The sequence below is a fragment of the Pseudomonas sp. Z2-11 genome (genome assembly GCF_054161305.1).
The window spans coordinates 2,670,339-2,696,705 of sequence record NZ_CP096395.1; the positions used below are offsets into that span (position 1 = coordinate 2,670,339).

General features: G+C 65.0%; 3 protein-coding genes. All 3 read right to left on the reverse strand.

Translation table 11 applies throughout. The features are described from left to right. Positions 1-32: 32 nt before the first annotated feature. Positions 33-9,134, reverse strand: coding sequence for an amino acid adenylation domain-containing protein (locus M1E16_RS12030; RefSeq protein WP_458130030.1), 9,102 nt, complete (start codon positions 9,132-9,134; stop codon positions 33-35). Positions 9,135-9,219: 85 nt separating this feature from the next. After that, positions 9,220-23,154 carry a non-ribosomal peptide synthase/polyketide synthase gene (locus M1E16_RS12035; RefSeq protein ID WP_458130031.1) on the reverse strand — a complete coding sequence of 4,645 codons (13,935 nt, stop codon included), beginning with the start codon at positions 23,152-23,154 and terminating at the stop codon, positions 9,220-9,222. A 58-nt stretch (positions 23,155-23,212) separates the two neighbouring features. Continuing rightward, positions 23,213-26,275: a non-ribosomal peptide synthetase gene (locus M1E16_RS12040; protein ID WP_458130032.1), complete on the reverse strand. Its 3,063-nt coding sequence runs from the start codon at positions 26,273-26,275 to the stop codon at positions 23,213-23,215. Positions 26,276-26,367: the final 92 nt, after the last annotated feature.

Here is a 26,367-nt window from a genome sequence, read left to right on the forward strand (position 1 = left end):
AATGACCACGAGGGACAATGCATCGATGGCAATCATTGCTCGGCGTCCTTCACGACACTGCGACGACGGGCCTGGCCCAAGACGCTCTGACGAGCGCTGCCGGCTTCACGCAGCGTGGCCTGAGCCTGTTCACGACGGGTCTGTTGCAGCTGGTCGAGTGACCGCAGCAACCCGGCGACGTCGGTGTCGGCGTTCAGGCTGAGCTGCTCCAGCAGGCAAACGAACAGGCTGTCGAACAGCTCGATATAGTCACGGGCGTAGCGGCCAGTGTCGTAGTCGTACACCACCAGCAGCCCTGCACCGTCATCCACGACGTTGACCAGCAGGTCCACGTCCGCGGCCTGTGGCTCCAGTTCACGTTCGCTGATCGACAATCCCGGCAGATGCAGGTCCTGCTGGCGAGTGTTCTGCACCACCAGTTTGACCTGGAAGAACGGTGTGTACCGTGCGTCTCGCTGCGGCAGCAGGTCAGCCACCAGCGCGTCGAACGGCAAGTCCTGATGGGCAAAGGCATCCAGCGCCACTCGTCGTGAATCACTGAGCAACTGTTCGAACGTCTGTTGCGGCGTTACGCGGCAACGCAGCACCAACTGATTGACGAAAAACCCGACCATGTCTTCGGTCTGCTGTTGATGACGGTTGGCGATGTCGGTCCCGACCAACAGGTCTTCACGTCCGGTTTGCTGGTGGAGCACGACGTTCAGCGCGCTGTGCAGCACCATGAACGGTGAGGCCTCATAAGCCGTTGCCAAATCGCTGATGGCCCGAGCCAAGGACGCCGGCAAGCGACTGCGATGCCGCGCGCATCCATCGTGTTCGCGCATCTGGGCGCCCGGCAACAACAGCGGCGCCGGGCTGGCTTGCAGCTGCTGACGCCAGTAGGCCAATTGTTGCTGCCAGAGCGGGCCCGGCAGATGCTTGCGTTGCCATACGGCGAAGTCGACGTATTGCAGGGCGGGCGGGGCGATGCGGGCCGTCGGGCTGCCTGAACCGACATAGTCGCTGGCCAGCTGATCGACCAGTTGCGCAATGGACCAGGCGTCCACGGTAATGTGGTGCATGGCGATGGCCAGGACATGAGTCTGCGCGTCCAATTGCAACAATCGTGCTCGAATCAACGGTGCTTGGGTCAGGTCGAATGGCTGGCCGAAGACTTCGGACAGTTGCCCCTGGATGGCCGGCTCCCGTTCCTCGACCGGGACCTGTTGCAGATCGGTGACCGGCAAGGCAAACGCCTGCGCCGTCTGGATCCGCTGCCAAGGCTCACCATGGTCACTGTGTACGGTGCTGCGCAACACTTCATGACGGGCGACCAATTGCTCGAATGCCAGGCGCAGGGCTTCGACATTCAGCGTACCGGTCAACGTCAGCGCGAACGGAATGTTGAAACCGCTGGAGCCAGGGTTCAACTGTTCGAGGAACCACAAACGCTGTTGGGCAAACGACAGCGGCAGGGCCTGCGACCGATCCGCCTGGGTAATGCCGGGCGGGGCCAATGGCGCTGTCTGCAAGCGCGCGCTGTCGATGGCGCGGGCCAGGTTCTCCAATACCGGATGATCGAAGACTGCACGCAATGGCAGGTCCACCGCGAGCTGGCTGCGGATTCGCGAAACCACCAACGTTGCCAGCAAGGAGTGCCCGCCAAGGGCAAAGAAATTGTCGTCGGCGCCGATCGCAGGCACGTTGAGAATCTGCGCCCAGATGGCGCCGAGTTGCTGTTCGGTATCGCTGCTCAGTGGTCGTTGTTCGATCAGGTGGTCGTCCAGCGTTCGAGACGTCAGTGCTTTGCGGTCAACTTTGCCGTTGGCGTTCAACGGCAATGCCTCCAGCCGTTGCCAATGGGCCGGCACCATGTAGGACGGCAGGCGTTGGGCCAGCCATTCACGCAGTACCGCCACCGGTGTGTCGTCGCCGGTCCAGTATGCGACCAGTTGCAGATCGCCGCGTTGATCCGCGTTGACGATCACGGCCGCGGCCTGTACAGCGGGATGACGACCCAGGTGATCTTCGATTTCCCCCAGTTCGATACGGTGGCCGCGGATCTTCACTTGTTGATCGCGGCGCCCGAGGAACTCGATCACCCCATCCGCACGCCAGCGCCCCAGGTCACCCGTGCGGTAAAAACGGGCCTCGGGTTCGAACGGGTGCGCGACGAACGCAGTCCGGGTTTTCTCCGGATCGTTGAGATAACCGCGACCTACACCCACGCCTGCGACGCAGATTTCACCTGGCACGCCCACCGGCACCGGACGCAGTTGCGCGTCAACCAGGTACAGATGGTTGTTGGCGGTAGGCCGGCCAATCGGCATTGCATTGCCGTCTTCGTCTGGTACACAGGTCAGCGGATGGAACGCCACATCGTCCGAGCATTCCGCTGGGCCATAGGCGTTCATCAACGGCACATGGGCAAAGCGCCCCAGCCAGGCTTTGGCTAGCGCTGGAGGCAGGGCTTCGCCAGTCGGCAACAACCAGCGTAGCGCCAGCAGTTGCATGTCGGTGCCAGCGAGGTCGAGCAGGGCGCGGATCATCGTCGGCACGGCTTCGAGCACCGACAGCTGCTGGTTTTCCAGGGCAGCCAGCAGACGCTCGGGATCATGGGCAATCGCGTCTGGCAGGATGTGTACGGTGGCGCCGAGAAGCGGTGCAGCGAGGAATTGCCAGACAGAAATGTCGAACGCCGGAGAGGCGGTCTGGGCAATTCGGTCAGCGCTCGACAGACCCAGCGTCGGCACCTTGCCGAAGATGTTGTTGAGCATGCCCCGTTGTTCGATCATCGCGCCTTTGGGAGTACCGGTGGAGCCCGATGTGAAGATCACATAGGCCAGGTCGTCAGGAGTGCCCGCTACCTGTAATGGCTGCGCATCGCCGCTCAGCCAGAGCGCTTCGGTGCGCAAGCGTCGCGGTGTGGCGGTACACGCAGCCAGCGCTGGGTCGATGACCGAATCGGCACTGTCACTGGCCAGCAGGATCGTCGCGCCGGACAGTTCGAGAATTTCCCCCAAGCGTTGAGGTGGATGTTTGATGTCCAGCGGCAAATAGGCGGCGCCGGCCTTGAGCACGGCGATCATCATGCTCAGCAGCGGCAGACCGCGTTCGCCGGCCAGAGCCACCAGGGTGTCACGACCGGCGCCAGTTTCCATCAGGGCACGGGCCAGGCGATTCGAGCGCTGATCCAGCTCGGCGTAGGTCAGGTTGTCGTCGCCACACACGGCAGCGATGCGCTGAGGGTGCGCGGCCACCTGACGGGCGAACAGCTCGGCGTAGGTATGATCCAGCGGGAAGTCCAGTTCGCTGCGATTCCAGTCCACCAGCAGGGTCTGGCGTTCCTGCGGCGTCAACATCGACAGCGAAGCCAGGGGGGCGCCAGGCTGGGCAACCATTTGGGTCAGCAACTGGCGCAAGTGGCCGAGCATGCGCTGGACGGTCTCGGAGTCGAACCGTGCGGCATCGTAAGTGAGGCGAATGCCCAGGCGATCGCCGGGGTAAAGCACCACCGTCATTGGATAGTTGGTGTGCACGCGGTCTTCGTAGATGTCTACGTTGAAATCGACCTGGCGATCCGACAGGCCGGCGTCGAACGGCGCGTTTTCGAATACCACCAGACTGTCGAACAGCGAGCGACCGTGTTCGATTTCGCTCCAGCGCTGAATATCCACCAGCGGTGCGTGTTCGTAGGCACGCAATTCGACGTTGTGCGCAAAAAGCGCTTGCAGCCATGGCACCACGGCTTGTTCATCGTCAACCTTGACCCGCAACGGCAGGCTATTGATGAACAGACCGACGATGTCTTCCACGCCGGGCAGGTCGGTTGGACGGCCCGACACCGTGACGCCGAACAAGACGTCATCGTTGCCACTGTAGCGCGACAGAAGCAGGGCCCACGCGCCTTGAATCCAGGTGTTGGGCGTGAGCTGGTGCTGTTGGCACAACGCAGTCAATGCGCGGGTGTCGGCAATCGACAAGGTGACGTCAAGGTTGGCTACGGTCTCAACCGCTTGCTCCGTCGCGGTCGGGCGATCCACCACCAGCGGTGTCGGCGCGCTGAAACCGGCCAGTTCGCGCGTCCAGAATTGCTCGGTGATGGACGTGTCCTGGCATTGCAACCAATGGACGTAATTGCTGAACGACGGCAGCAATGGACGCGCCACGGGCTGTCCGAGTACGCGCGCCTGGTAGTGAGCGAAGAGGTCGGCCATCAACAGGCCGAAGCACCAGGCGTCGGTCAGAATGTGATGGAAGCTGCGCACGATGAGAAACTCTCGATCGGCCACCTGGAATACCCGCAAGAACGTCAGCGGCGGCCGGCGCATGTCGAAACCCTGACGACATTCGGCGTCCAGCACGGCGTCCAGTTGACGCTGGCGGCTCGCCTCGTCGAGGTGACGCCAGTCGTACCAGGCGAAAGCCGGGTCGGTGTCGTGATAGACGCACTGCAGGGCAGCCTTGCCGTCCTGCCACCAGAACCCGGTGCGCAGCATCGGATGACGGGCCAGTTGGCGTGCCCAGGCGTATTCGATGGCGCTGCGGTCCAGCTCACCGTCCCAGCGATAACGTTGCTGCATCAGATAGATGCCGCTGTTGGGGCGCAGCAGGGTGTGCAGCAACATGCCTTCCTGCATCGGTGACAGGGGAAGCAAATCGTCGATGCCGGCCCAGTCGAAGTTCGTGCCAAGGGCGGTCAGGTCGTGTCCGGCGGCGCGGCACAGAGGGAACGCGTGGGCACCGGGGATAGCCTGTTCGGCGTCGGCGGCCAGCAGGGCCAGGCGCTGTTCCAGCACCGCGGCCCACTTTTCGGCGCCCGGACCACGGCAGTCGATTTGCAGTTGACCGTGGTGCAGGCTGACGCAAACGGTCAGTCCGCCTGCATTGGTCGGCGCGCTGCCAGCGATGACGGCGCCCAGCGGCCCTTCATGGGGCTGCCATTCGCCGGCCATGGCGATATGCACAGCAGGCTGTGGCAGGCTCAGCAGCGGTTCGCGCAAGTAGTCGTTATCGGCCAGATAACGCAACACGCCATAATCATCCCCCGTGTTCGGGGCGGCGGCCAGTTGTGCGTCAACCTGCGTGAGCATCTGCGCGGCGCTGGCCGTCGGTGTCACGGTCAGGCGCAGGGGAACGGCGTGGGTCAGCGCGCCAATGATCGTGGCCGGGTCGAAGTCGGTGCGGCTCAAGGCGCTGGTGAGCGGCAGGCGAGCGCGCTCGCAGCGACCGCGATCCAGGCTTAGCCAGACCTGCGGGTCGGCATTGCGTTCTGCCAGTTCCGCTGCGACAGCGGTCGCCACCAGCGATGCCCAGGGTGCGTGGCTACGGCGTTGCAGCAGATTCAGACGGGCGCCGAGTGGCGCCGAAATCTGTACGCGGCGTTCAGTGGCCGGACCCTCCGGTTGCGGTCTGGACGGCACGGTTTCACCGGCAAATTGCAGCCAGTATTCCCACGCCGACTCCAACCCGTCCTCATCGTTGGCGCGGGTGTTTTGATACTCTGCCCATTCATCCGGATTGCCACCGTGACGCGGCAACTCGATTGCACGATCGTATTGCGCTTGCGCTACGGCCAAGGCCAGGTCGGTCATCAGCAAAGCCCAGGAACTGGCATCCAGACGCAGGGCATGAGTGACCAACAGCACCGCATCGCCCTGCTCGGAAAGGCACGCATGCCACCCTTCTCCTGCTGCGTGGTCCAGTGCGGCCAGGGTGGTTTCAGCCAGCTCGGCCAATGCTTTGGAGTCATCGATGTTCAGCGGCTGGCGACTGGCAGTGACCGGTTTAGGCGAAGTCGGCACGGTCTGTATCCAGTGTCCGTCAGCCTGTTGGGCCAGACCCAATTGCAGCGCCCGGTGCTGTTTTTGCAGGGCCGACACGGCACGGCTTAACACCTCGACGCTGATCGGCGCATGCAACGCCACGCAACGCCAATCCGCCGTCAACGGGCCGGCTTCGAGGCGGGCATGCTGACCCGGCGTCAGCGGTACATTGCGCGCCACGCTGCCGGCATCGCGGCTGTAGTTCGCGCCTTGGCTGATCACTGCGGAGATTTCGGCGATGGTGCGGTTTTCGAACAACTGCTTGGGCGTCAGCTTGATGCCACGCTGGTGCGCCCGGGCGATGATTTGCAGGTTGAGGATCGAGTCACCGCCCAGCGCGAAGAAGTTGTCGTGAATGCCGACGAGCTCTACCCGCAGTACATCCTGCCAGATCTCGACAAACGCACGCTCCACCGAGTCCCGTGGAGCTTCGTACGTGTCCTGGCGGGACAGGGCATCGGGCAAGGGCAAGCGGGCGATGTCCGGTTTGCCGTTGGGGTTCAGGGGGATGGCATCCAGCGCGATGAAATCCGCGGGTACCATGTAGTCCGGCACGCGTAGCGCCAGGTCATGGCGCAGTTTGTCGGCAGACATGGAGGTGCTTGCCACCAACCAGGCGACCAGGCGTGGCGTCTCGTTGGCCGTTTGCACCACGCGCACCAGCACTTGCTGGATGTTGCTCGACAGGCGTTTGATCTGCGCTTCGACTTCGCCCAGCTCGATGCGATAGCCGCGCAGTTTGATCTGGTTGTCCACACGCCCGAGGAATGCCAGCTCGCCAGACTCCAGCCAACGCACGCGGTCGCCGGTGCGGTAGGCGCGGGGCAGGTCGGCGACGACAGTAAAGCGTGCAGCGGTTTGCGCCGGATCGCCGAGGTAATCCATGGCCAGGCCTTCACCGCCCACCCACAGTTCGCCCGGTACGCCGACGGGTACTGCGTGGCCGTGGCTGTCGAGAACCCGCAGCAGCCGATTCGGCTGCGGCTTGCCCAGCGGTTGCACACCGGTGAGGGGCTGGTCGATGCGCGACAGGCAAATGCCCACCGCGCTTTCGGTCGGGCCGTAGTGGTTGTAGACCGCGAGGTCCGGGTTGAGCCCGCGAACCGTGTCCAGCAGCGTGCTTTGCAGCGCTTCGCCACCGAGCAACAACGCGCGATGAGGTAGCAGCCTGGCGTCGGCATCTGCGGCGAGCAAGCCGTGCAGGTGGTTGGGGGTGAGCTTGACCAGATCCGCTGGGAAATCAGCGAAACACTGCGCCAGGGCGTGCGGGTCGGCACGGGTGTCATCATCCACCAGCAGCAGGCTGCCACCGCTGACCAGAGCGCCGAAAAGTTGGGTGTACCCAAGGTCTGCCGCCAGGGTCGAGAGCAGCGCATGGCGCCAGGGTCGCTCTGCCTCGACGCACCCCAGCTCGGCCAGAATACCGGTGGTATAGGCGACGATAGCCCGATGAGACAGGCGTACCCCTTTGGGCGTACCGGTGGAGCCGGAGGTGTAGATCACATAGGCGCAGGCCTGTTGATCCACCGCTGGCAGGTCGATGCCGGTGGCGCGGGCCGAGGCATCGATCACTTGCACGGTGGCGCTTTCGAAGGCCGGCGTACCGATGATGAAATTCACCTCGGCACCGGCGATCAGCGCACTCAGGCGCGAGGCCGGTTGGCCCAGGTCCAGCGGCAGGAAGCAACCGCCGGCCTGCATCACCGCCAGCAACGAGATGACCGCGTCGTTGCTGCGGGGCAGGGCCAGCGCGACTCGGTCACCCTGTTGCAGGCCACGCTGGCGCAAGGCGTTGGCCAGTCCGGTCGATGCTTCAAGCAGTTCGCCGTAGCACAAGGCGCCGTTGGCGTCGCGCACGGCTTCACGCTCCGGAAAGCGGCGGGCCTGAGCGGCGATCAGTTCGTGCAGCGGTGCGTCAGGCAATTCGAGGGTGGCACCGTTGCCCCAGTGGCGGGTCAGCTCCAGTTCATGGGCCAGACACAGGGGCACGTCTGCCAGGGGCCGGTTCGCGTCATGGCTGAGTGCCTCGAGCAGCGCCGTCAATTGGTCCAGCAAGCGCGCGCCGGCCGCATCGGACAAGCGTTTGCGCTGATGCACCAGGTGCAGTTGCAAACAGTCGCTTTGCATCGACGCGATCAGCGACATCGGGTAGTTGTTGCGCCCGCCAGTGTGGCGCAAGGACGCGGCCTGGTCGGCCTCCGGCAGGCCGAACAGGCCGTCGTCGATCTGATCCAGCTCCCGGGGAAACGGGAAATTTTCGAACACAATGATGGCTTCGAACAACTCGCCACCCGGCGGCAGCGCGGTCAATGCCCGCAGACTGGCCAACGATGTGTGTTCGTGCTCGCGCATTTCGGCGTTCCAGTCCTGGATACCCGCCAGCCATTGACCCACGGTCGGCGAATCGTCCCAGCGAACGCGCAACGGCAGGGTGTTGATGAACAGGCCGACCATGCGCTCAACGCCGTTCAAACGCTCCGGGCGTCCGGCCACGGTGACGCCGATCAGGCTCTCATCAGCACCATTGTGACGGCCCAGCAGGTAAGCGTAAGCCGCTTGCAGCAAGGTGTTGATGGTCAGGTTGTGGTTCCGGGCGAAGCCCGCCAGGCGAGCGGTCGTTGCCGCGTCCAGCGTCACTGAATGCTCGGTGCACGGAAGGTGCGCGTCTACCGGGTCGGCGGTCAGGCCACGCGGGTCTGATTCGGGCACCCGGGTGGTATGGGTGAAGTCCGCCAGGCGGCTGCGCCAGAAATCGTCTGATGAAGGTCGTTCACCAAGGTACGCCACGTAATCCTGGAAGGGACGCACCGGTTCCAGCGCCGCATGCTGGCCGCGCCGTGCCGCGCGGTACAGATCGCGCCAGTCTGCCAGCAGCGAGCCGACGCTCCAACCGTCGAGCAACAGGTGATGGTGCGTCCAGACCAGCGACCACTGCGCCTGGCCGTTCACATCGTCCAGTCGCGCCAGGGTCAAGCGCATCAGCGGGGCGGCACCCAGGTCGAACGCCTGCGCATGATCTTCTGCGGCGAGGGCCGCCAGTCCTTGTGAATGACCGCGCAGATCGACTTCACGAAGAGGCAGGTCGACTTCCTTGAGGATGACTTGATAGGCGTCGTCCAGCTCTTCCCAGAGAAATGCCGTGCGCAGCACTGCGTGGCGTTGGATCAGGGCCAGCCAGGCCTGGCGGAACGCATCAAGGTCGAGCTCACCGGCCAGCCCGATGTTCATCTGCTGGTAGTAGACCCGGGATTCGGGCGCATAGGCCTCGTGGTACAGCAGGCCTTTTTGCAGCGGGGTCAGCGAATAGATATTTTCGATTTGGTCATGCATGGCGGCAGTTTTCAATCCAGGAACGAGGAGACACGTGCGCCGCGAAAGGCGCACTTCGAAGTCAAATCACAGGTCTTGCCGGGGCTCATTTCTTCGGCCCCAGGCGTTTGAGCAAGGTATCGAGGGTCGCCTGGTTCATGCCTTTGGCCAGTGGGAAGTCCGCTGGCATCAGCGAACCGGCCTGCGGGTCGAGGCAGTGCTCGACCAGCGCCTGCAAACGTTCCAGCAGGCGAGCGGGCAAATCGCTGTCGGAGTCCGGCGTGATGGTGTGCCATTCGACACGCAACACGCCGTCCTTCAACCAGGCCACCACTTCACGGGCGTGGGTCACCCGGTTGACCGGGGCCACGTCTGGCGGTGGCATCAGGCTGCTGGCGCGCAACCAGCCTCCCGGTGTTTGCTCATGCCCCAGGTAGTTGAACAGTACATCGCCGTGGCGGGCCGGCAACTCACCGCGCTGACGCAGCAAGCCGTAACCCAGGCCCAGGCCGGGCACGTCGCGCAAGGCTTGCTTGGCGTTGCGCACCTGATCGCCTGCGGCGCCGTTGGCGTTCACTCGCAGTGGGTAGAGCGTGGTGAACCAGCCGACGGTGCGGCCTACGTCCAGCCCGGCAAACGGGGCATCACGCCCGTGGCGCTCCAGGTCCACCACGATTTCACTGCGCTGTTCGACCTCGGCCAGGGTCGCGACGAGGGCGGCGATCAGCAGTTCTTCCGGTTGCGTACGGTAAGCGGCATGGGACTCGGTCAGCCATTGGTGCGTGCGGCGGGCATCCCACCCGGCCGACAATGTCTGGCGCCCGGCGACCGTGCCTGTTGGCGGCGGGTTCGCGCCGGTCTGGGCACTCCAATAGCGATGCTCGGCAGCGACCTTGACGGCATGGGCTTGCAGGTGCTCGGCCCATTGACGGTAGGAGGTGGTTTTCGCCGGCAACGTCGGCTGCTCGCCAAGCTCCAGAGCGGCGTACAGCTGTTGGAAGTCTTCCAGCAACGGCGTCCAGGACACCGCATCGACCACCAGATGATGGGCCACCAGGTACAGGCGCTGCGGCGTGCCTTCGAGCAGGGCCGCGGCAAACAGCGGTCCGTGCTGCAGGTCCAGGCCTTGTGCAACTTGCAGCAGTTGTTCCGGGTACTCGCAGCAAGTCAGTTGTGCCGCAGCCACCGGCGCGATGTGCGCCTGCCATTGGCCGTCGGCCTCGGTGAACCGCAGGCGCAGGGCATCGTGGTGGGCGACCAGCCGATCCAGCGAGGCTTGCACGAGGGTCGGTTCCAGGCGGCGATCGCTGTCGGCCAGCACCGATTGGTTCCAGTGCGCGGCCTCGACATGTTGTTGGTCGAAGAACCACTGGTGCACCGGCATCAGTGGCATCGGCCCGGTCACGTCTCCTTGATCGGCCTGGGTCAGCAGCGCGGTGGTCACGTGGGCCAGGGCCGCCGGGGTTGGCGAACGGAACAGGTCGCGTGGGGTGAGCGAGTAGCCCTGTTCACGCAAGCGTGAGATCAGCTTGAGACCGAGTATCGAGTCACCACCCAGCGCGAAGAAACTTTCCGAGGTGCCGACCTCGCGGCCGCCAGTCAAGGTTTCGCCGAGCAGTTCGGCGAACAGCTGGCAGAGCAGGCGCTCCAGGTCATTGCGCGGTGCCGCGTAGTCTTTCTGGATGTCAGGCAAGGGCAGGGCGGCCAGGGCCTTGCGGTCGATCTTGCCGTTGCTGCTCAGGGGCAGGGCCGGTACCTGCACCCATACTGCCGGCACCATGTACGCCGGCAGCTCGGCTGCGAGCTGCGTAGCGAGATCCGACTGCGAGGTACTGCCGCTGTAGAACGCCACCAGGCGGTTGCCGATCACCAGGGTGCAGGCGCCAGTGATGGCCGGCAGGTTCAGCAGGGCTGAGTCGATTTCCCCCAGCTCGATGCGCTGGCCACGCAGTTTCACCTGATGGTCGAGACGCCCCAGGTACTCGATGTTGCCATCGGCCAGGAAGCGGCAACGGTCGCCGGTGCGGTACAGCCGATCACCGGCCACGAACGGGCTGGCGAGGAAACGTTCTTCGGTCAGGTCCGGGCGTTTCAGGTAACCACGGGCGACGCCGACGCCGCCGATGTACAGCTCGCCGATGCTGCCGATCGGCAGCGGCTGCATGGCCTCGTCGAGGATGTACAAGCGCAGGTTGGCGATGGGCTTGCCAATCGGCACGATCATGTCGTTGGCCGAGCAGCGCCAGACCGAGACGTCGATGGCCGCTTCGGTCGGGCCGTACAGGTTGACCAGCGCCGCCGGGTGCTGGCCCATGAAGCGCCGTACCAGGTCCACCGGCAAGGCTTCGCCACTGGCAAAGACCTGGCGCAGGCTGTGGCAGTCGGCCAGGCTCGGTTCCTCGACAAACGCGCGCAGCATCGACGGCACGAAGTGCAAGGTCGTAACCCGTTCCTGCTGGATCAACTGGCTGAGGTAGGCCGGGTCGCGATGGCCGTCCGGACGGGCGACCACCAGGGTCGCGCCGGTGATCAGCGGCCAGAAGAATTCCCACACCGAGACGTCGAAGCTGTACGGGGTCTTTTGCAGCACACGGTCGTTCGGGCCGATCGGGAAGGCGTCCTGCATCCAGTGCAGGCGGTTCATCAGGGCGCCGTGTTCGTTCATCACGCCTTTGGGTTGGCCGGTGGAACCGGAGGTGTAGAGCACGTAGGCCAAGTCGTTGGCCTCGACGCTGATCGGTTCGAAGGCTTCAGCGTTTGGCAACGCATCCAGCGTCCAGACCTCATGTCCGGCTGGCAGGCGCCGCATCCACTGGGCTTGGGTCAGGGTGACCTTGGCATCGGCGTCTTCGATCAGGAAGGCCAGGCGCGTGGCCGGCAGCTCCGGATCCAGCGGCAACCACGCGGCGCCGGCATGGACGATGCCGAGCAAGGCCACGACCATCTCCACCGAACGCTCCATGCACACCGGCACGATGCTGTCGGTGCCTACGCCAGCTGCACGCAGGGCCCGGGCGACGGTTTGCGCCCGTTGATCCAGTTCGGCATACGTCAGGCGCTGGCCTTCGAACACCAATGCCGGGGCGTTGGGGCTCAGGGCCGCTTGCTGGCTCAGGGCGGTGTGCAGGTTGGTCGGGCCGCTGTAGTGACGCTCGGTGGCGTTCCAACGGTCGAGTTGCTGCTGATCCTGCTGTTGCGGGAACAGTTCGACCATGGGGCGCCCAGCGGTTGTCACCAGGGCGTCAAGCAGCGCGCACCACTGCGTGCTCCAGCGTTGCATCGTCGCTTCATCGAACAAGGCCGATTGGTATTCCAGCGCCAGCGTCATGTCGCTGCCGTCGTCCTGGACTTCCCAGCTCTGTTCGAATTTGGCGTCGATCACCGGCAGCGTTTGCTCTTCGACATTCAGCCCCGGCCACTGGCTGCTGTCGACGCGGCCATAGTTGAGGGAGAACAGCACCTGGAACAACGGTGTACGGTTCAAGTCGCGGTTCTGCGCGACGGCATTGACCAGCGTGGCGAAGGGCAGGTCGGCGTGGGCCTGGGCGGCGCGCAGGTCGGCCTCGAGGCTGGCGAGCAGTTGCTCGGCAGGGGCCCGTTGGTCGACGTCGCTGCGAATCACCAGGGTGTTGACCAGACAGGCCAGCAACGTCTGGGTTTGCGCATGGTCACGTTGGTCTGCCGGGGTGCCGAAGCGAATCTCCCGTTGGCCGCTGTAGCGGGCCAGCAGCGCGCTCAGGGCCGTGGCCAGCACCACATAGGTGGTCGTGCCGCGTTGACGGGCGAACTGGCGGATGGCTTCGGCGCGCGGGGTGCCGAGCCGGACGCTCAGTTGCCGGGCGCGACGATCGGCTTCGGCGCCGCGTGGATGGTCGATCGGCAAGTCGAGCTGGTAGTCGTCCTGGCCAAGGTGGTTCTTCCAGTAGTCCAGGCTGTTGCTGCGCCGGGCCTGGGTGTCTGGCTGCTGTTGCCACAGGGCGAAGTCGACGTAGTCGATCCCCAGCGGCGTCCAAGCGGGCAACTGCCCGTTCAGGCCGGCGGCGTAGGCCTGGGTCAGTTCGTCAATGAGCAACTGCATGGCCCAACCGTCGGTGGCGCTGTGGTGCAGGCACACCAGCAACCGGCTTTCGTCGCTGTCCTGGCGTTGCAACAGGTGCGCACGCCAAGGCGCTGAGACAGCCAGGTCGAATGGAGTCATGAGCTCGTCCTGGGCTTTGGCGCAGGCCGCTGCCCAGTCCTGGGCTGCAACGCAAGTGACCGCGAGCGCCGGTCCCTGGTCGTCGATCACTAATTGCGGCTCGCCGTCGGCTTCGACAATCCGACTGCGCAGCACCAGGTGGCGCTGGCTGACCTGCTCGAAGGCTCCACGCAAGACCTGGACCTGCAGCTCGCCGCGCAAGGTCAGGGCGAATGGCATGTGGTACTCGCGGGACTCCGGCACCAGGCGGCTGAGCATCCAGAAGCGGCGCTGGGCCAGACCCAGCGGCAATTGCTCTGGACGCGGTTGTACGCTGATCGACTCACCGGGCATGGCAGCGCGCAGGTGCTCGGCCAGGGCCGCGACCGTCGGTTGGGCGAACACCAGCGGCAAGGGCAGGGACACCCCCAGGCGCTCACGGACTCGGCTGACCAGGCGGGTGGCCAGCAGGGAATGACCACCGAGTTGGAAAAAGTTGTCGTCGATGCCGACCGGTGAACCACCCAGCACTTCGCTGAACAGTTCGCAGAGCACGGTTTCAGTCGCGTTGCGTGGCGCGGTGCGTGGCTGGTCGCTTTGGCTGTGTGACAGCGGCGTGGCGGCCAGGGCCTTGCGGTCGAGCTTGCCGTTGCTGTTGAGTGGCAGGCAGTCGAGCTGCACCAACAGGCTTGGCTGCATGTGGGCGGGCAGGCTGTCGCTCATGTTGGCACGCAGGGTCGCCTCATCGGCGTCACCGCACCAGAAACTTACCAGGCGCTGGTCGAGCAACAAGGTGGCGGCGTCGCGAACACCGGCCTGGGCCAGCAGCAGCGCGTCGATTTCCCCCAGCTCGATGCGCTGGCCGCGCAGTTTCACCTGATGGTCGAGACGCCCCAGGTATTCGATGTTGCCATCGGCCAGGAAGCGGCAACGGTCGCCGGTGCGGTACAGCCGATCACCGGCCACGAACGGGCTGGCGAGGAAACGTTCTTCGGTCAGGTCCGGGCGTTTCAGGTAACCACGGGCGACGCCGACGCCGCCGATGTACAGCTCGCCGATGCTGCCGATCGGCAGCGGCTGCATGGCCTCGTCGAGGATGTACAAGCGCAGGTTGGCGATGGGCTTGCCAATCGGCACGATCATGTCGTTGGCCGAGCAGCGCCAGACCGAGACGTCGATGGCCGCTTCGGTCGGGCCGTACAGGTTGACCAGCGCCGCCGGGTGCTGGCCCATGAAGCGCCGTACCAGGTCCACCGGCAAGGCTTCGCCACTGGCAAAGACCTGGCGCAGGCTGTGGCAGTCGGCCAGGCTCGGTTCCTCGACAAACGCGCGCAGCATCGACGGCACGAAGTGCAAGGTCGTAACCCGTTCCTGCTGGATCAACTGGCTGAGGTAGGCCGGGTCGCGATGGCCGTCCGGACGGGCGACCACCAGGGTTGCGCCGGTGATCAGCGGCCAGAAGAATTCCCACACCGAGACGTCGAAGCTGTACGGGGTCTTTTGCAGGACACGGTCGTTCGGGCCAATCGGGAAGGCGTCCTGCATCCAGTGCAGACGGTTCATCAAGGCGCCGTGTTCGTTCATCACGCCTTTGGGTTGGCCGGTGGAACCGGAGGTGTAGAGCACGTAGGCCAAGTCGTTGGCCTCGACGCTGATCGGTTCGAAGGCTTCAGCGTCTGGCAACGCATCCAGCGTCCAGACCTCATGTCCGGCTGGCAGGCGTCGCATCCACTGGGCTTGGGTCAGGGTGACCTTGGCATCGGCGTCTTCGATGAGGAAGGCCAGGCGCGTGGCCGGCAGCTCCGGATCCAGCGGTAACCACGCGGCGCCGGCATGGACGATGCCGAGCAGGGCCACGACCATCTCCACCGAGCGCTCCATGCACACCGGCACGATGCTGTCGGTGCCTATGCCGGCTGCACGCAGGGCCCGGGCGACGGTTTGTGCCCGCTGGTCGAGTTCGGCATACGTCAGGCGCTGGCCTTCGAACACCAATGCCGGGGCGTTGGGGCTCAGGGCCGCTTGCTGGCTCAGGGCGGTGTGCAGGTTGGTCGGGCCGCTGTAGTGACGCTCGGTGGCGTTCCACTCGATCAGTTGGCGCTGGCGTTCGGCTGCCGGCACAGGTGTCCAGTCACCGAGGCGGGTTTGTGGCGCTTCGAGCATGGTTTCCAGCAGTTGTTGCCACTGTTCCAGCCAACGCCGGGCCGTGGTGTCGCTGAACAGCGCGGCGCGGTATTCAAGCAACACCGACAGCGCCTGGCCGTCGTGCACTTCCCAGTTCAGGTCGTACTTGGTGGCCTGGGCGGTCACGGCGCGTTCGCTGACCTGCAACTGCGGCCATGGCTGGCTCGACGAGTCGGCGTTCTGCATGGCGAACAGTACTTGGAACAGCGGTGTCTGGCCGAGGCTGCGCGAGGGCTTCAAATCCTCCACGACCTGGTCGAGCGGCACGTCCTGATGTTGTTGGGCATCCAGCACACGGTTGCGTACCTGGTCGAGAAAACCTTCGAAATCCAACGCCGGATCCAGGTCGGCGCGCATGACCACGGTGTTGACGAAGCAACCGATCAGCGGTTGCAACTCGGCAAATGGACGCTGGGCCACCGGGCTGCCGACTCGAACGTCGCGTTGGTTGGCGTACCGCCCCAAGAGCAATTGCGCCGCCCCGAGCATGAGCATGTACAGGGTGGCACCGCGTTGCTGGGCGAATTGCCGCAGACGTGCCACCAGGGCGGGCGGCAATTGCAGTTGCACCGCGCCGGCCGTCGGGTCGAGCTGGTTTGGACGGCCCTGTTCGGTCGGCAGGTCCAGCAGGTAGTCGCCGTCCTCCAGTTGGTTGCGCCAGTAGTCCAGTTGGCTGCTGAACGCGGTCTGTTGACCGGGTTCGCGCTGCCAGAGAGCGTAATCGGCGTATTGCAACGCCAGCGCCGGCAGTGTCGACGGGGTGCCTTGGCACTGGGCGGTGTAGCACTGGCGCAGCTCCTCCAGCAGGTTCTGGCTGGAGGCGTCATCGGTGGCGCAGTGGTGCACGCTGAGCAACAGCAACGACTGGGCGCCACCGCTGCGTTGCAGCAACGTGGCCCGGATCGGTACTTCGGCGGCAAGGTCGAAACGGCGACCGGTTTCTGTGTGAATCGCCGCGTCGGTCAGTGCCTGCCATTGCTCGTCACTGGCGGCCTGCACGATCTTCACCTGCACGGTGATGTCGACCTGCGCGTCGATCACCAACCGCAGTTCGCCGTCGCTATCGCGCACGATGCGGCTGCGCAGGATCTCGTGGCGTTGAACCACGCTGTCCAAGGCCGTTTTCAGGGCCTGGGCATTGAGTTCGCCGTCCAGTTGCAGGGCGCTGACCACGTTGTACTCGCCACCGCCGGCGCTCAGTTGTTCCAGGAACCACAAACGTTGCTGTTCGAACGACAGCGGCAGGCGCGCCGGACGAATCGCCGGGACGAAGGTCGCCGCCGGGGCTTGCAGGGGATCGCCCAGCAGCGCGGCCAGGGCATCGAGGGTCGGGTGTTCGAACACCGCCCGCAACGGCGGCACGCTGGCGAAGCGTTGACGCAGGCGGGCAAACAGCGCCGCCGCCAGCAGCGAGTGACCACCGAGGTAGAAGAAATGGCTGTCACGGCCGATCTGCGTCGTCGGCAGGTTCAGCAACTCGGCCCACAGGGCCGCCAGTTGCTGTTCGGCAGCGCTGCGTGGCGGGTCCAGGGCGTCTGGCGCGGCTTGGACGGCCGGGGCTGGCAAGGCCTTGCGGTTGAGTTTGCCGTTGTCCGTCAGCGGCAAGTCATCAAGCACCACGAACGCCGAGGGCACCATGTAGTCGGGCAGGGCGGCGCCAATGGTTGTGCGCCAGGCGTTGATGTCGGCTTGCTGGTCGCACGTCACGTAGGCGACCAGGCGCTTGTCGCCGGGCACGTCTTCACGGGCCAGCACCACGGCCTGGCGCACGCCCGGTTGGGCGCCGATCAAGGTTTCGATTTCCCCCAGTTCGACGCGGAAGCCACGGATCTTCACTTGATGATCCATGCGCCCCAGGTATTCGAGCTGACCGTCGGGCAACCAGCGCACCAGGTCGCCGGACTTGTACATCCGCGCGCCCGGCAGCGGGGAGAATGGGTCTTCGATGAACACCTTCGCGGTCTGCTCGGCGCGGTTGAGGTAGCCCAGGGTCACGCCGGCACCGCCGATGTGCAGTTCCCCCGGGACGCCCACCGGCATCGGGTTGAGGAAGGCATCGAGCACGTAGGTGCGCACGTTGGCGATCGGCCGGCCGATGATCGGCCGCAGCGGGAAGTCATCCACCGCGCAGCCGGTGGCGTCCACCGTGCATTCGGTCGGGCCGTAGGTGTTGAAGAAGCGGCTGCCGTTAATCGATGGCAGGCGTTGCCACAGTTGTGCGTCCACCGCGTCGCCACCGAACAGCACGAAGCGCGGCAGGTACACCTCGCCACGGCGAACGCCGTCGCTTTCGAGCAGGGCCTTGAGCTGCGCCGGGGTGCACTCGAAGGCCTCCAGGCGGGTGTCGTGGAAGAAACCGGCGAGGGCCTCTGGGTCGTAGCGCACGTCTTCCGGGGTCAGGTACAGGCTGTGGCCGTCGAGCAGCAGGATCAGCTCGGCCACCGAACTGTCGAAGGCGAACGAGTAGTTGAAGCTGGTGCGCATCGGTTGGTTGGTGTAGCGGCGATACAGCCCATGGATGCGCGCCCAGGCCAGGTTGACCACCGAGCCGTTGGTCACCAGGGTGCCCTTGGGCTTACCGGTCGAGCCGGAGGTGTACATGATGTAGGCCAGGTCTTGCGGTCCGGCGAGCGGGGCCGGGTTGCTGTCCGGCTGGTTGGCGAACAGGGCCGCGTCACTGTCCAGGCGCACCCGTGGCAGTTCGGCCCCCAGTTGTTCCAACAGGCCTTGCTGGCCGAGGAACAATGCCGGTTGCGCGTCTTCGAGCATGTACGCCAGACGATCCACCGGGTAGGTCGGGTCCAGCGGCACATAAGCGCCACCGGACTTGAGAATGCCCAGCAGGCCGACCAGCAGTTCCAGCGAACGCTCGACACACAGCGCCACCGGGCTGTTCGCACCGACGCCGCGGCTGCGCAGGTAATGCGCCACTTGGTTGGCGCGACGGTTGAGTTCGCCGTAGCTCAGGCTGCGGCCCTCGAAACACAGCGCGTCACGCTCCGGGGTGCGCTCGGCCTGTTGCTCGAACAACTGGGCGAACGTCAGGTGCGAGGGCACCGCCATCTCGGTACGGTTCCACTCGACCACGGTGCGTTGCCACTCCGCGTCCATCAGCAGCGGCAAGGCGGCGACCGGGCGCTGGGGCGCGGCGAGCATGTGTTCGAGCAGGTGTTCCAGGCGGGCGAGGGTCTGGCGGGCGCTGTCGGCATTGAACAAATCGAGGGCGAACATCAGCTCCAATTGAATCGGCGCATTGGCCGGGCACAGCACGTGCAGGTCCAGATCGCATTCGGAGTGCCGCAGTGGTGTGTCCAGTGCTTCGAATTCCAGCCCGGGGAAGCGCAACCGCGACTCCATGGCCAGTTGCTGGGCGACCATCACTTGGTACAGCGGTGCGTGGCTGAGGCTGCGCGGCAGTTGCAGGCTGTCCACCAATTGCTCGAACGGCAGGTCCTGGTGCAGCAGTCCACTGCGCAAGCGTTCGGCGACTTGTTTGACCAGGGCAGTGAAGTCCGCTTGCGGTTCGAAGTCCGCGCGGATCGCCAGGTTGTTCAACAGGATACCCAGCAGGCCTTCGGTGCCCGGCTGTTCACGGTGGGTGACCGGGGTGCCGACCAGCACCGTGGCGTCGCCGCTCAAACGGTGCATCAACACGGCGAAGCCGGCGAACAGGACGGTGAATGGCGTGGTGCCGAGGCGACTGGCAAAGGCTTGCACTCGGCCGCTGAGGTCGGCGCTGAGTTCACGCTGGACGATCCCGGCGCGGTAGCTTTGCACCGACGGTCGTGGATGGTCGGTGGGCAAGGCCAGCAACGGGCTGGCGTCGCTGTCGCGGCGGTCGAGGGTGGTGGTCCAGTAATCGAGTTGGCGCTTGAGTTCGGCGCCTTGCAGATGTTCGCGCTGCCAGAGCGCGAAGTCGGCGTATTGCAGCGCCAGTTCCGGCAGTTTGGCGGGGGCGCCATTGCAACGGGCTTCATAACCTAGGGCCAGTTCGCGCAGCGCGATGGTGGCCGACCACGCGTCCGAGACCAGGTGATGCAGGGCGATGCCGAGCACGTGCTCGTCCGGCGCAAGGCGCAGCAAGCGCGCCCGCAGCAGCGGTGGGCAGGTCAGGTCGAATGGTTGCTCGAAGGTGTCTTGCAGGGCATTGAGCTGCGCGCCTTCGCGCGCGGTGGCGGTCAGGCCCGACATATCTTCGAAGGGCAGCGAGATTTCCAGCGCCGGGCTGATGCGCTGGCACGGCACTCCGTCGATGCTGTGGATGCCGGTACGCAGGATTTCATGACGTATCAGCAGATCGTTGAGGCTGGCGTGCAACGCCTCGACATTGAGTTCACCCTTGAGGCGCAGCGCGAACGGGATGTTGAACAGGGTGGTGCCCGGCGTCAGTTGCTCGATGAACCACAGCCGCTGTTGCGAGAACGACAGCGGCAGCAGTGTCGGGCGTGGCAGGGCCTTTGGCGTGCTGATCGTATTGGCTTGCGGTGCCACGGCCTCGGCCTGGCGGGCGGCAATGGCCACGGCCAGCAAGGCCACGGTCGGCTGTTCGAACAACACCCGCAACGGCAGGTCGAGCTTGAACTGGGTGCGCAGACGGGCAACGATCTGGGTCGCCAACAGCGAGTGCCCACCGAGGGTAAAGAAGTTGTCTTCCACACCCACCGTGTCGCGCCCCAGGACCTCGGCCCAGATGGATGCCACGGCGGTTTCCAACGCATTGCGCGGGGCGATGCTTTCCTGGGTGTCGGCCTGCCAATCCAGCTCGCGGGCGGCGAGGGCCTTGCGATCGACTTTGCCGTTGTTGTTCAGGGGCAGTTTGTCCAGGCAGACGAAGGCCGCCGGCACCATGTACGGCGGCAGTTGCGTGCGCAGATGTTCGCTCAGGCCATCACTTCCCAAGTTCTGGTCATGGGCCGACCAGTACGCCACCAGCCAGGCTTCGCCGCTGGTATTTTCCCGCAGCAGGACGGCGGCTTCACGCACGTTGAGGTGCTGCGCGAGACGGTGTTCGATTTCCGTCAGTTCGATCCGGTGGCCGCGCAATTTCACCTGCTGGTCACGGCGGCCGAGGTATTCGATGACGCCGTCTGCACGCCAGCGCCCCAGGTCACCGGTGCGGTACAGGCGACCTTCGAGCTGGGGATGGTTGATAAAGGCCTCGGCGGTGCGCCGCGGGTCATGCAGGTAGCCACGGCCGACCCCGACGCCACCGACACAGATTTCCCCGGCCACGCCAACCGGCACCGGGCGCAGGGATTCGTCCAGCACATACAGGCGGTTGTTGGCGGTCGGCTGGCCGATGGGCATGTGGCTGACCTCGACCCCCGGTGCTGCGAAGATCGGCTGGAAGGCCACGTCATCGGCGCATTCGGCCGGCCCGTAGGCATTCATCAAGGCGATGTCGGGGAACCTTGCAAACCAATCCCGGGCCACGGTCGGCGGCAGGGCTTCCCCCGTAGGCAATACCCAGCGCAGGTCCGGCAGTTGCAGGTCGCACGGGCATAGTGCGAGTAAAGTGCGCATCAGGCTCGGGACGATTTCCAGCACGTTCAGGCGTTCGCTGACGAGCACCTGCAAGAGGCGTTGCGGGTCGTGGGCTATTTCGTCCGGAAGAATGTGCACAGTGGCGCCGAGTACCGGCGCGGCGAGGAACTGCCACACCGAAATGTCGAACGCTACCGATGCGGTCTGGGGAATCCGGTCGGCGGCGCTGAGCCCCAGGGCCGGCACCTTGCCGAAGATGTTATTGAGCATGCCGCGCTGTTCGATCATCACGCCCTTCGGCGTGCCGGTCGATCCCGAGGTGAACAGCACGTAGGCCAGGCTGTCTGGGCTGGCGAGCACCGGCAGTGGCGCGTCGTTGCCGGATGTCCAGCAGGCCTCGGCGAACAGCGCCTCGGGCGCCGGGTCGAGGCCGCTGAGCAATGGGCCGAGCAGATCGCTGCAGGCTTGGCTGGCGATCAGCAAAGGCGCGCGGGACAGGCCGAGGATTTCCCGCAGCCGCTCTGGCGGATGATTGACCTCAAGGGGCAGCATCGCTGCGCCGGCCTTGAATACCGCGAGCATCATGGTCAACAACGCCAGGCCACGGGGGGCCACCAGTGCGACCAGCTGACCTGCACCGGCGCCGGCCTCATGCAGTGCGTGGGCCAGCCGGGTAGAGCGCAGGTCCAGTTCGGCGTAGGTCAGGGTTTCTCCGCCGCAGACCGCCGCGACCTGGGCGCCGCGCTGGGCAACCTGGGCGGCAAACAGCTCGGCGTAGCTTTGATCCAACGGGAAGTCGTGAGGGTTGAGCGCCCATTCGCCCAGCAGCTGCTGGCGTTCCTCGACGGCCAGCAGGTCGAAGCTGGCTAGCGGCGCGTCGGGCGCGGCGAGCATGTTGCGCACCAGGCTGGCAATGTGACCCAGCAGACGCTTCATGGTGGCGGCCTCGAAGCGCTCGCGGTCAAAGGACACACGAATGCCCAGTTGTTCGCCTGGCAGGATCACCACGGTCAAGCCGTAGTGGGTGTGCACGCTGTGGTCCATGCCTTCGAGGCTGAACTGGAAGCCACCTTCGAGGATCTGTTCGTCGATGGGCGCGTTTTCGAACACCAGGATGCTGTCGAACAGGGTTTCGCCGCGGGGAAAATCGCTCCAACCCTGGATGTCGGTCAACGGTGTGTGCTCGAAGTCGCGCATGTCGACGTTGAGCTTCTGCAGGTCGCCCAGCCAACTGCCGAGCGAGGCGTGCGGGTCCACCGAAACCCGCAGTGGCAAAGTGTTGATGAACAGGCCGATCATTTCCGCGACGCCGGTCAGGTCCGCCGGGCGCCCGGCCACGGTGACGCCGAAGACCACGTCCTGCTGGCCGCTGTAACGCGACAGCAGCAACGACCAGACGCCCTGGAAAAACGTGTTCGGGGTGATTCGCCGACTGCGGCAGAACGCCGCCAACGCTTGGGTTTCCTGTTCGTCGAGGTTAATCAGCTGGTCGTCCACCAGCACGGCATCGGTGTAGCGGTCGCGGGTTATGCCGTTGTCCACGGTCAGCGGTGTCGGCGCGTCGAGACCTTGCAGCCGGCCGCGCCAGAATTGCTCAGCCTTGCCCGCGTCCTGGCGTTGCAGCCACTGGATGTAATCGCGAAACGGCCGAGGGCTTTTCAATTCCGGCGTACGGTCGTTGCACAGCGCTTCGTAGACTTTGAGGAAGTCTACGGTCACCAGGGAAATGCACCACGCGTCCATCAGGATGTGGTGGAAACTGCGAATGAATTCGTAGGACTCGTCGGCCAGGCGTACCAGGCGGAAGCGAATCAATGGTGGTTTCGACAGGTTGAAGCCGACCTTCTGCTCGTCTTCCAGCAGCGTGCGGATCCGCGTTTCCTGCTCATGGGGAGCGAGCCCACGCAGGTCGAGGGTGTCCAGCGGCACCTTGACCTGGCGATGGATGACCTGCACCGGCTGCTTCTGGCTTTTCCACTGGAAACTGGCGCGCAGGGAAGGGTGCAGCGCCACCACCTGACGCCATGATTCGAGGAATGCCCCTTCATCGATGGCCCCACCGATGCGGTAGCGATCCTGCATCAGGTACACGCCGGAATCTTCGTGCAGCAGGGAGTGGAACAGCATCCCTTGTTGCAACGGCGACAGCGGGTAAATGTCTTCGATCGGGTTACCGGTGGTTTTTTCGGTGGTCATTAAAAGCGTCCTGCGTAAAAAGGGGCAACGGTGATGGCGTGGCGACGGGAGGAACCGCTCACAGGTCGGCCTCGTCCAGTTCGGCCATCAGCGCTTGCATTTCGTCATCGGAGAGGCCCGAGGCGCTGAACTCGGTGCTGCCGGTTTCCGGCACGGCGGCGCTTGGATCCAGCGGTTGCGCGACCTCGGCCATGGCCGCGATGGTCTGGCGTTCGAAGACTTGCTTGGCCGAGAGCGCGATGCCTTGCTCGTGGGCCTGGGCCACTACTTGCAAGCTCAAAATCGAGTCGCCGCCGATGGCGAAGAAGTTGTCGGTGACGCTCACAGTGGAAAGCTTCAAGACCTTGGCAACGATGGCTTGCAAGGTGGTTTCCGTGGCGTTGCGCGGCGCCACGTGGGCGCTTTCGTCGAACTGGTCCGGGTCGGGCAACTGGCGAGTGTCGAGCTTGCCGTTGGGCGTGCGTGGAAAGCTCGCCAGGGTCAGCACCAGGGCGGGCACCATATACGACGGCAGGCGCTCGCCGAGGAAGCGCCTGATCGCCTCGGAATCCGGTGCATAGCCGTGGGCGGCGAGCACGTAGGCGAGCAGGCGCTTGCCGGCGGCATGTTCCTGCACGATCACCGCGGCTTCACGCACGTCGCTGTGGTTGCACAACTGGCGTTCGATTTCGCCAAGCTCGATGCGGTAGCCGCGTACCTTGACCTGATGGTCCTTGCGCCCCAGGAACGCCAGCCGCCCGTCGGCCAGCCAGCACGCCAGATCGCCCGTGCGGTAGGCGCGAGTGCCGTCGGCCAGGGTGACGAAGGCCTTGGCGGTTTCTTCGGGCTTGTTGCGATAACCGCGCGCCAGGGTTGGGCCGGCGAGGATGATTTCACCGGGTTCGCCGATGCCGCAGGCCGTGTCGAATTCATTCAGCAGGCGCAGGTCCATGCCGGCGATGGGGCGGCCGATGCTGACGTTGCGGCTGGGCTCCAGCACCTCATGGGTGGCCCAGACCGTCGCTTCGGTAGGGCCGTATTCGTTCACCAGCCGGGCCTGTGGCAGGGTCTTGCTGTGTTGCGCAATCAGCGACGGCGGGCAAGTCTCTCCGGCGACGATCCAGCAGGCGAGGCTTGCGGTGTCTGGGCGGCGCTGCAATTGATCGAGCAGGGCCTGGTACAGCGACGGCAGCGACAGTCCATGGCTGACCTGATGACGGGCGATCAACTCCGCCAGACGGGCCATTTCCAGCTCTTCACCCGGGGCGGGCAATACCAGGCGTCCGCCTTGGGCGAGCGTCCAGAAAATCCCGGCGACCGAGCTGTCGAAGGCAAACGACGACAGCAGCAGGTAGGCGCGAACCGGCGTCTCATAGGCTGCCATGCGCACTTGGGTCGAGTAACTCAGCGCGCCATGGCTGATTTCCACGGCTTTCGGCGCACCGGTGGAACCGGAGGTATAGATCAGATAGGCGAGGTCGTTCGCATCTGGGAACGGCAGCGCCGGCACATCGCCGAGGTCACGGGCTGTCAGCTCTTCCAGCACGAAGCGTTGCAGGTTGGCCGGCACGCTGTCGGCCAGTTCGGCGCTGACCACGATGTGGGCGATGGCGCTGTCGGCGAGCATGTAGGCGCGGCGCTCGGCCGGATACGACGGGTCGACCGGCACGTAGGCGCCACCGGCCTTCAGGACGGCGAGCATGGCGACAATGGCCGCATTGCTGCGGGCGAACAGGATGCCGACGGGCACACCCGGGCCGATGCCGGCGGCGACCAGTCGATGGGCCAGCTGCGTGGCGCAGGCGTCGAGGCGGCTGTAACTGAGATCGCCGTGCTGGTCGCTGAGGGCGATGGCGTCTGGTTGCTGGCGAACCTGACGGGCAATCAATTCCACCAGCGTCACCGGTTCGATGGACGGCGCGCTCGCGCCGGTGCCGATCAACTGGGATTGCAGCGCGCCACCCAGGGGCAACCGGGCCCAGGCCCGTTGCGGTTCGGCCAAGGCGCCTTGCAACAGTTGCAGCCATTGCTCCGCGAGGCAGTCTGCGGCGTCGGCGCTGAGGACATGGCGGTCGTAGACCAGCTGCGCGTGCAGGCTGTCGGGCAACTGGCGCACGTTCAGGCACGCCTTCAGCGGATTCATCAGCGCGCTGGCATGGCGCTCACTGGCATCGCCCGGGCGCCATGCAAAGGCGTAGCCGGCGGTGAGATTACCGGTGAAATAGTCTTGCCAGCCGATCGCTCGTTCCAGGGTGACGGCCACTTTCGCGCTCTGCTCCATCAAGGTTGCCTGGGTATCGAGTTCGATGCTTACCGGCAGGCACTGCTCGAACAGACCCAGGGTGTTCTGCAGTTCGGCACCGCGACTTTCATCGATCAGGGTGAGCGGCACCTGTTGCTGGCCGGCCAGCCGTCCCAGTATCGCTGCCCATGCCGCCAGCAGCAGGTCCGGGGTCAGGGCCGGGTGGCGGGCGAGGCCGATCGGCAGCGTCAGGTCCAATCGAGCCGGTGCAAACCCGCCCTGAAGAGGTGATTCGAGCGGCAGCTGCAAGGTCGCCTGTTCGGCATCGCCCGAGGGTTTCCAGAAACTCACACCCGGATGGTCCGGCGCGTCTTCGACCAGACTCCAGCGCCATTCGGCGTAGTCGGCGTACTGCAAGGTTTCGGAAAGGTCGGCGGGGGTGTCCTGCAGCAACGCAACGGCCAGCCACCTCAAGCTGGCGAGGTCCAAGTGACTGCTTGCGACCGCAAGATCCAGCACTTCGCGCTCATCGGACAGGCGCACCAGGGTCACGCTCAGTGGATTTGTCCAATCCCGAGGCTGATCGGCGAGTCGGGCCAGTGCGGCGTCCTGATCGGCGCGGCTGTACTGGCTCAGGTCCAGGAGATTCACCGTCAGCGAAACGCTTTCCTCAATCACTTGCACCGGGTGGTGCAGGCCCGGTACAGGCATCAGGCGCGTGCGCAGGATCTCGCTGCCGTTGACTAATGCCTGCAGGCGGCAGGTCAGGAGATCGATGTTCAGCGGGTGCGACAGCGACCATTGCAAATGACAGCTGAACGGGTGCTCCGCCGCGCCGTTGATGTGGGGGTAAACCGATGCCTGTTGCGGGGAAATACGAAAACCTTGAAGTCCGCTCATGTTCATCTCGACTGGAAAAGGGCTTGCGCCTGGCCACCGCGCAGACACTGGGGCTTGCTGGACGTGCGTCGGGCAAGCCACCTGCGCATGGC

Excerpts from the sequence above, each read along its gene's own strand:
- M1E16_RS12030 (WP_458130030.1), bottom strand. The coding sequence starts at position 9,134 with ATGCATGACCAAATCGAAAATATCTATTCGCTGACCCCGCTGCAAAAA.
- M1E16_RS12040 (WP_458130032.1), bottom strand. The coding sequence starts at position 26,275 with ATGAGCGGACTTCAAGGTTTTCGTATTTCCCCGCAACAGGCATCGGTT.
- M1E16_RS12035 (WP_458130031.1), bottom strand. The coding sequence starts at position 23,154 with ATGACCACCGAAAAAACCACCGGTAACCCGATCGAAGACATTTACCCG.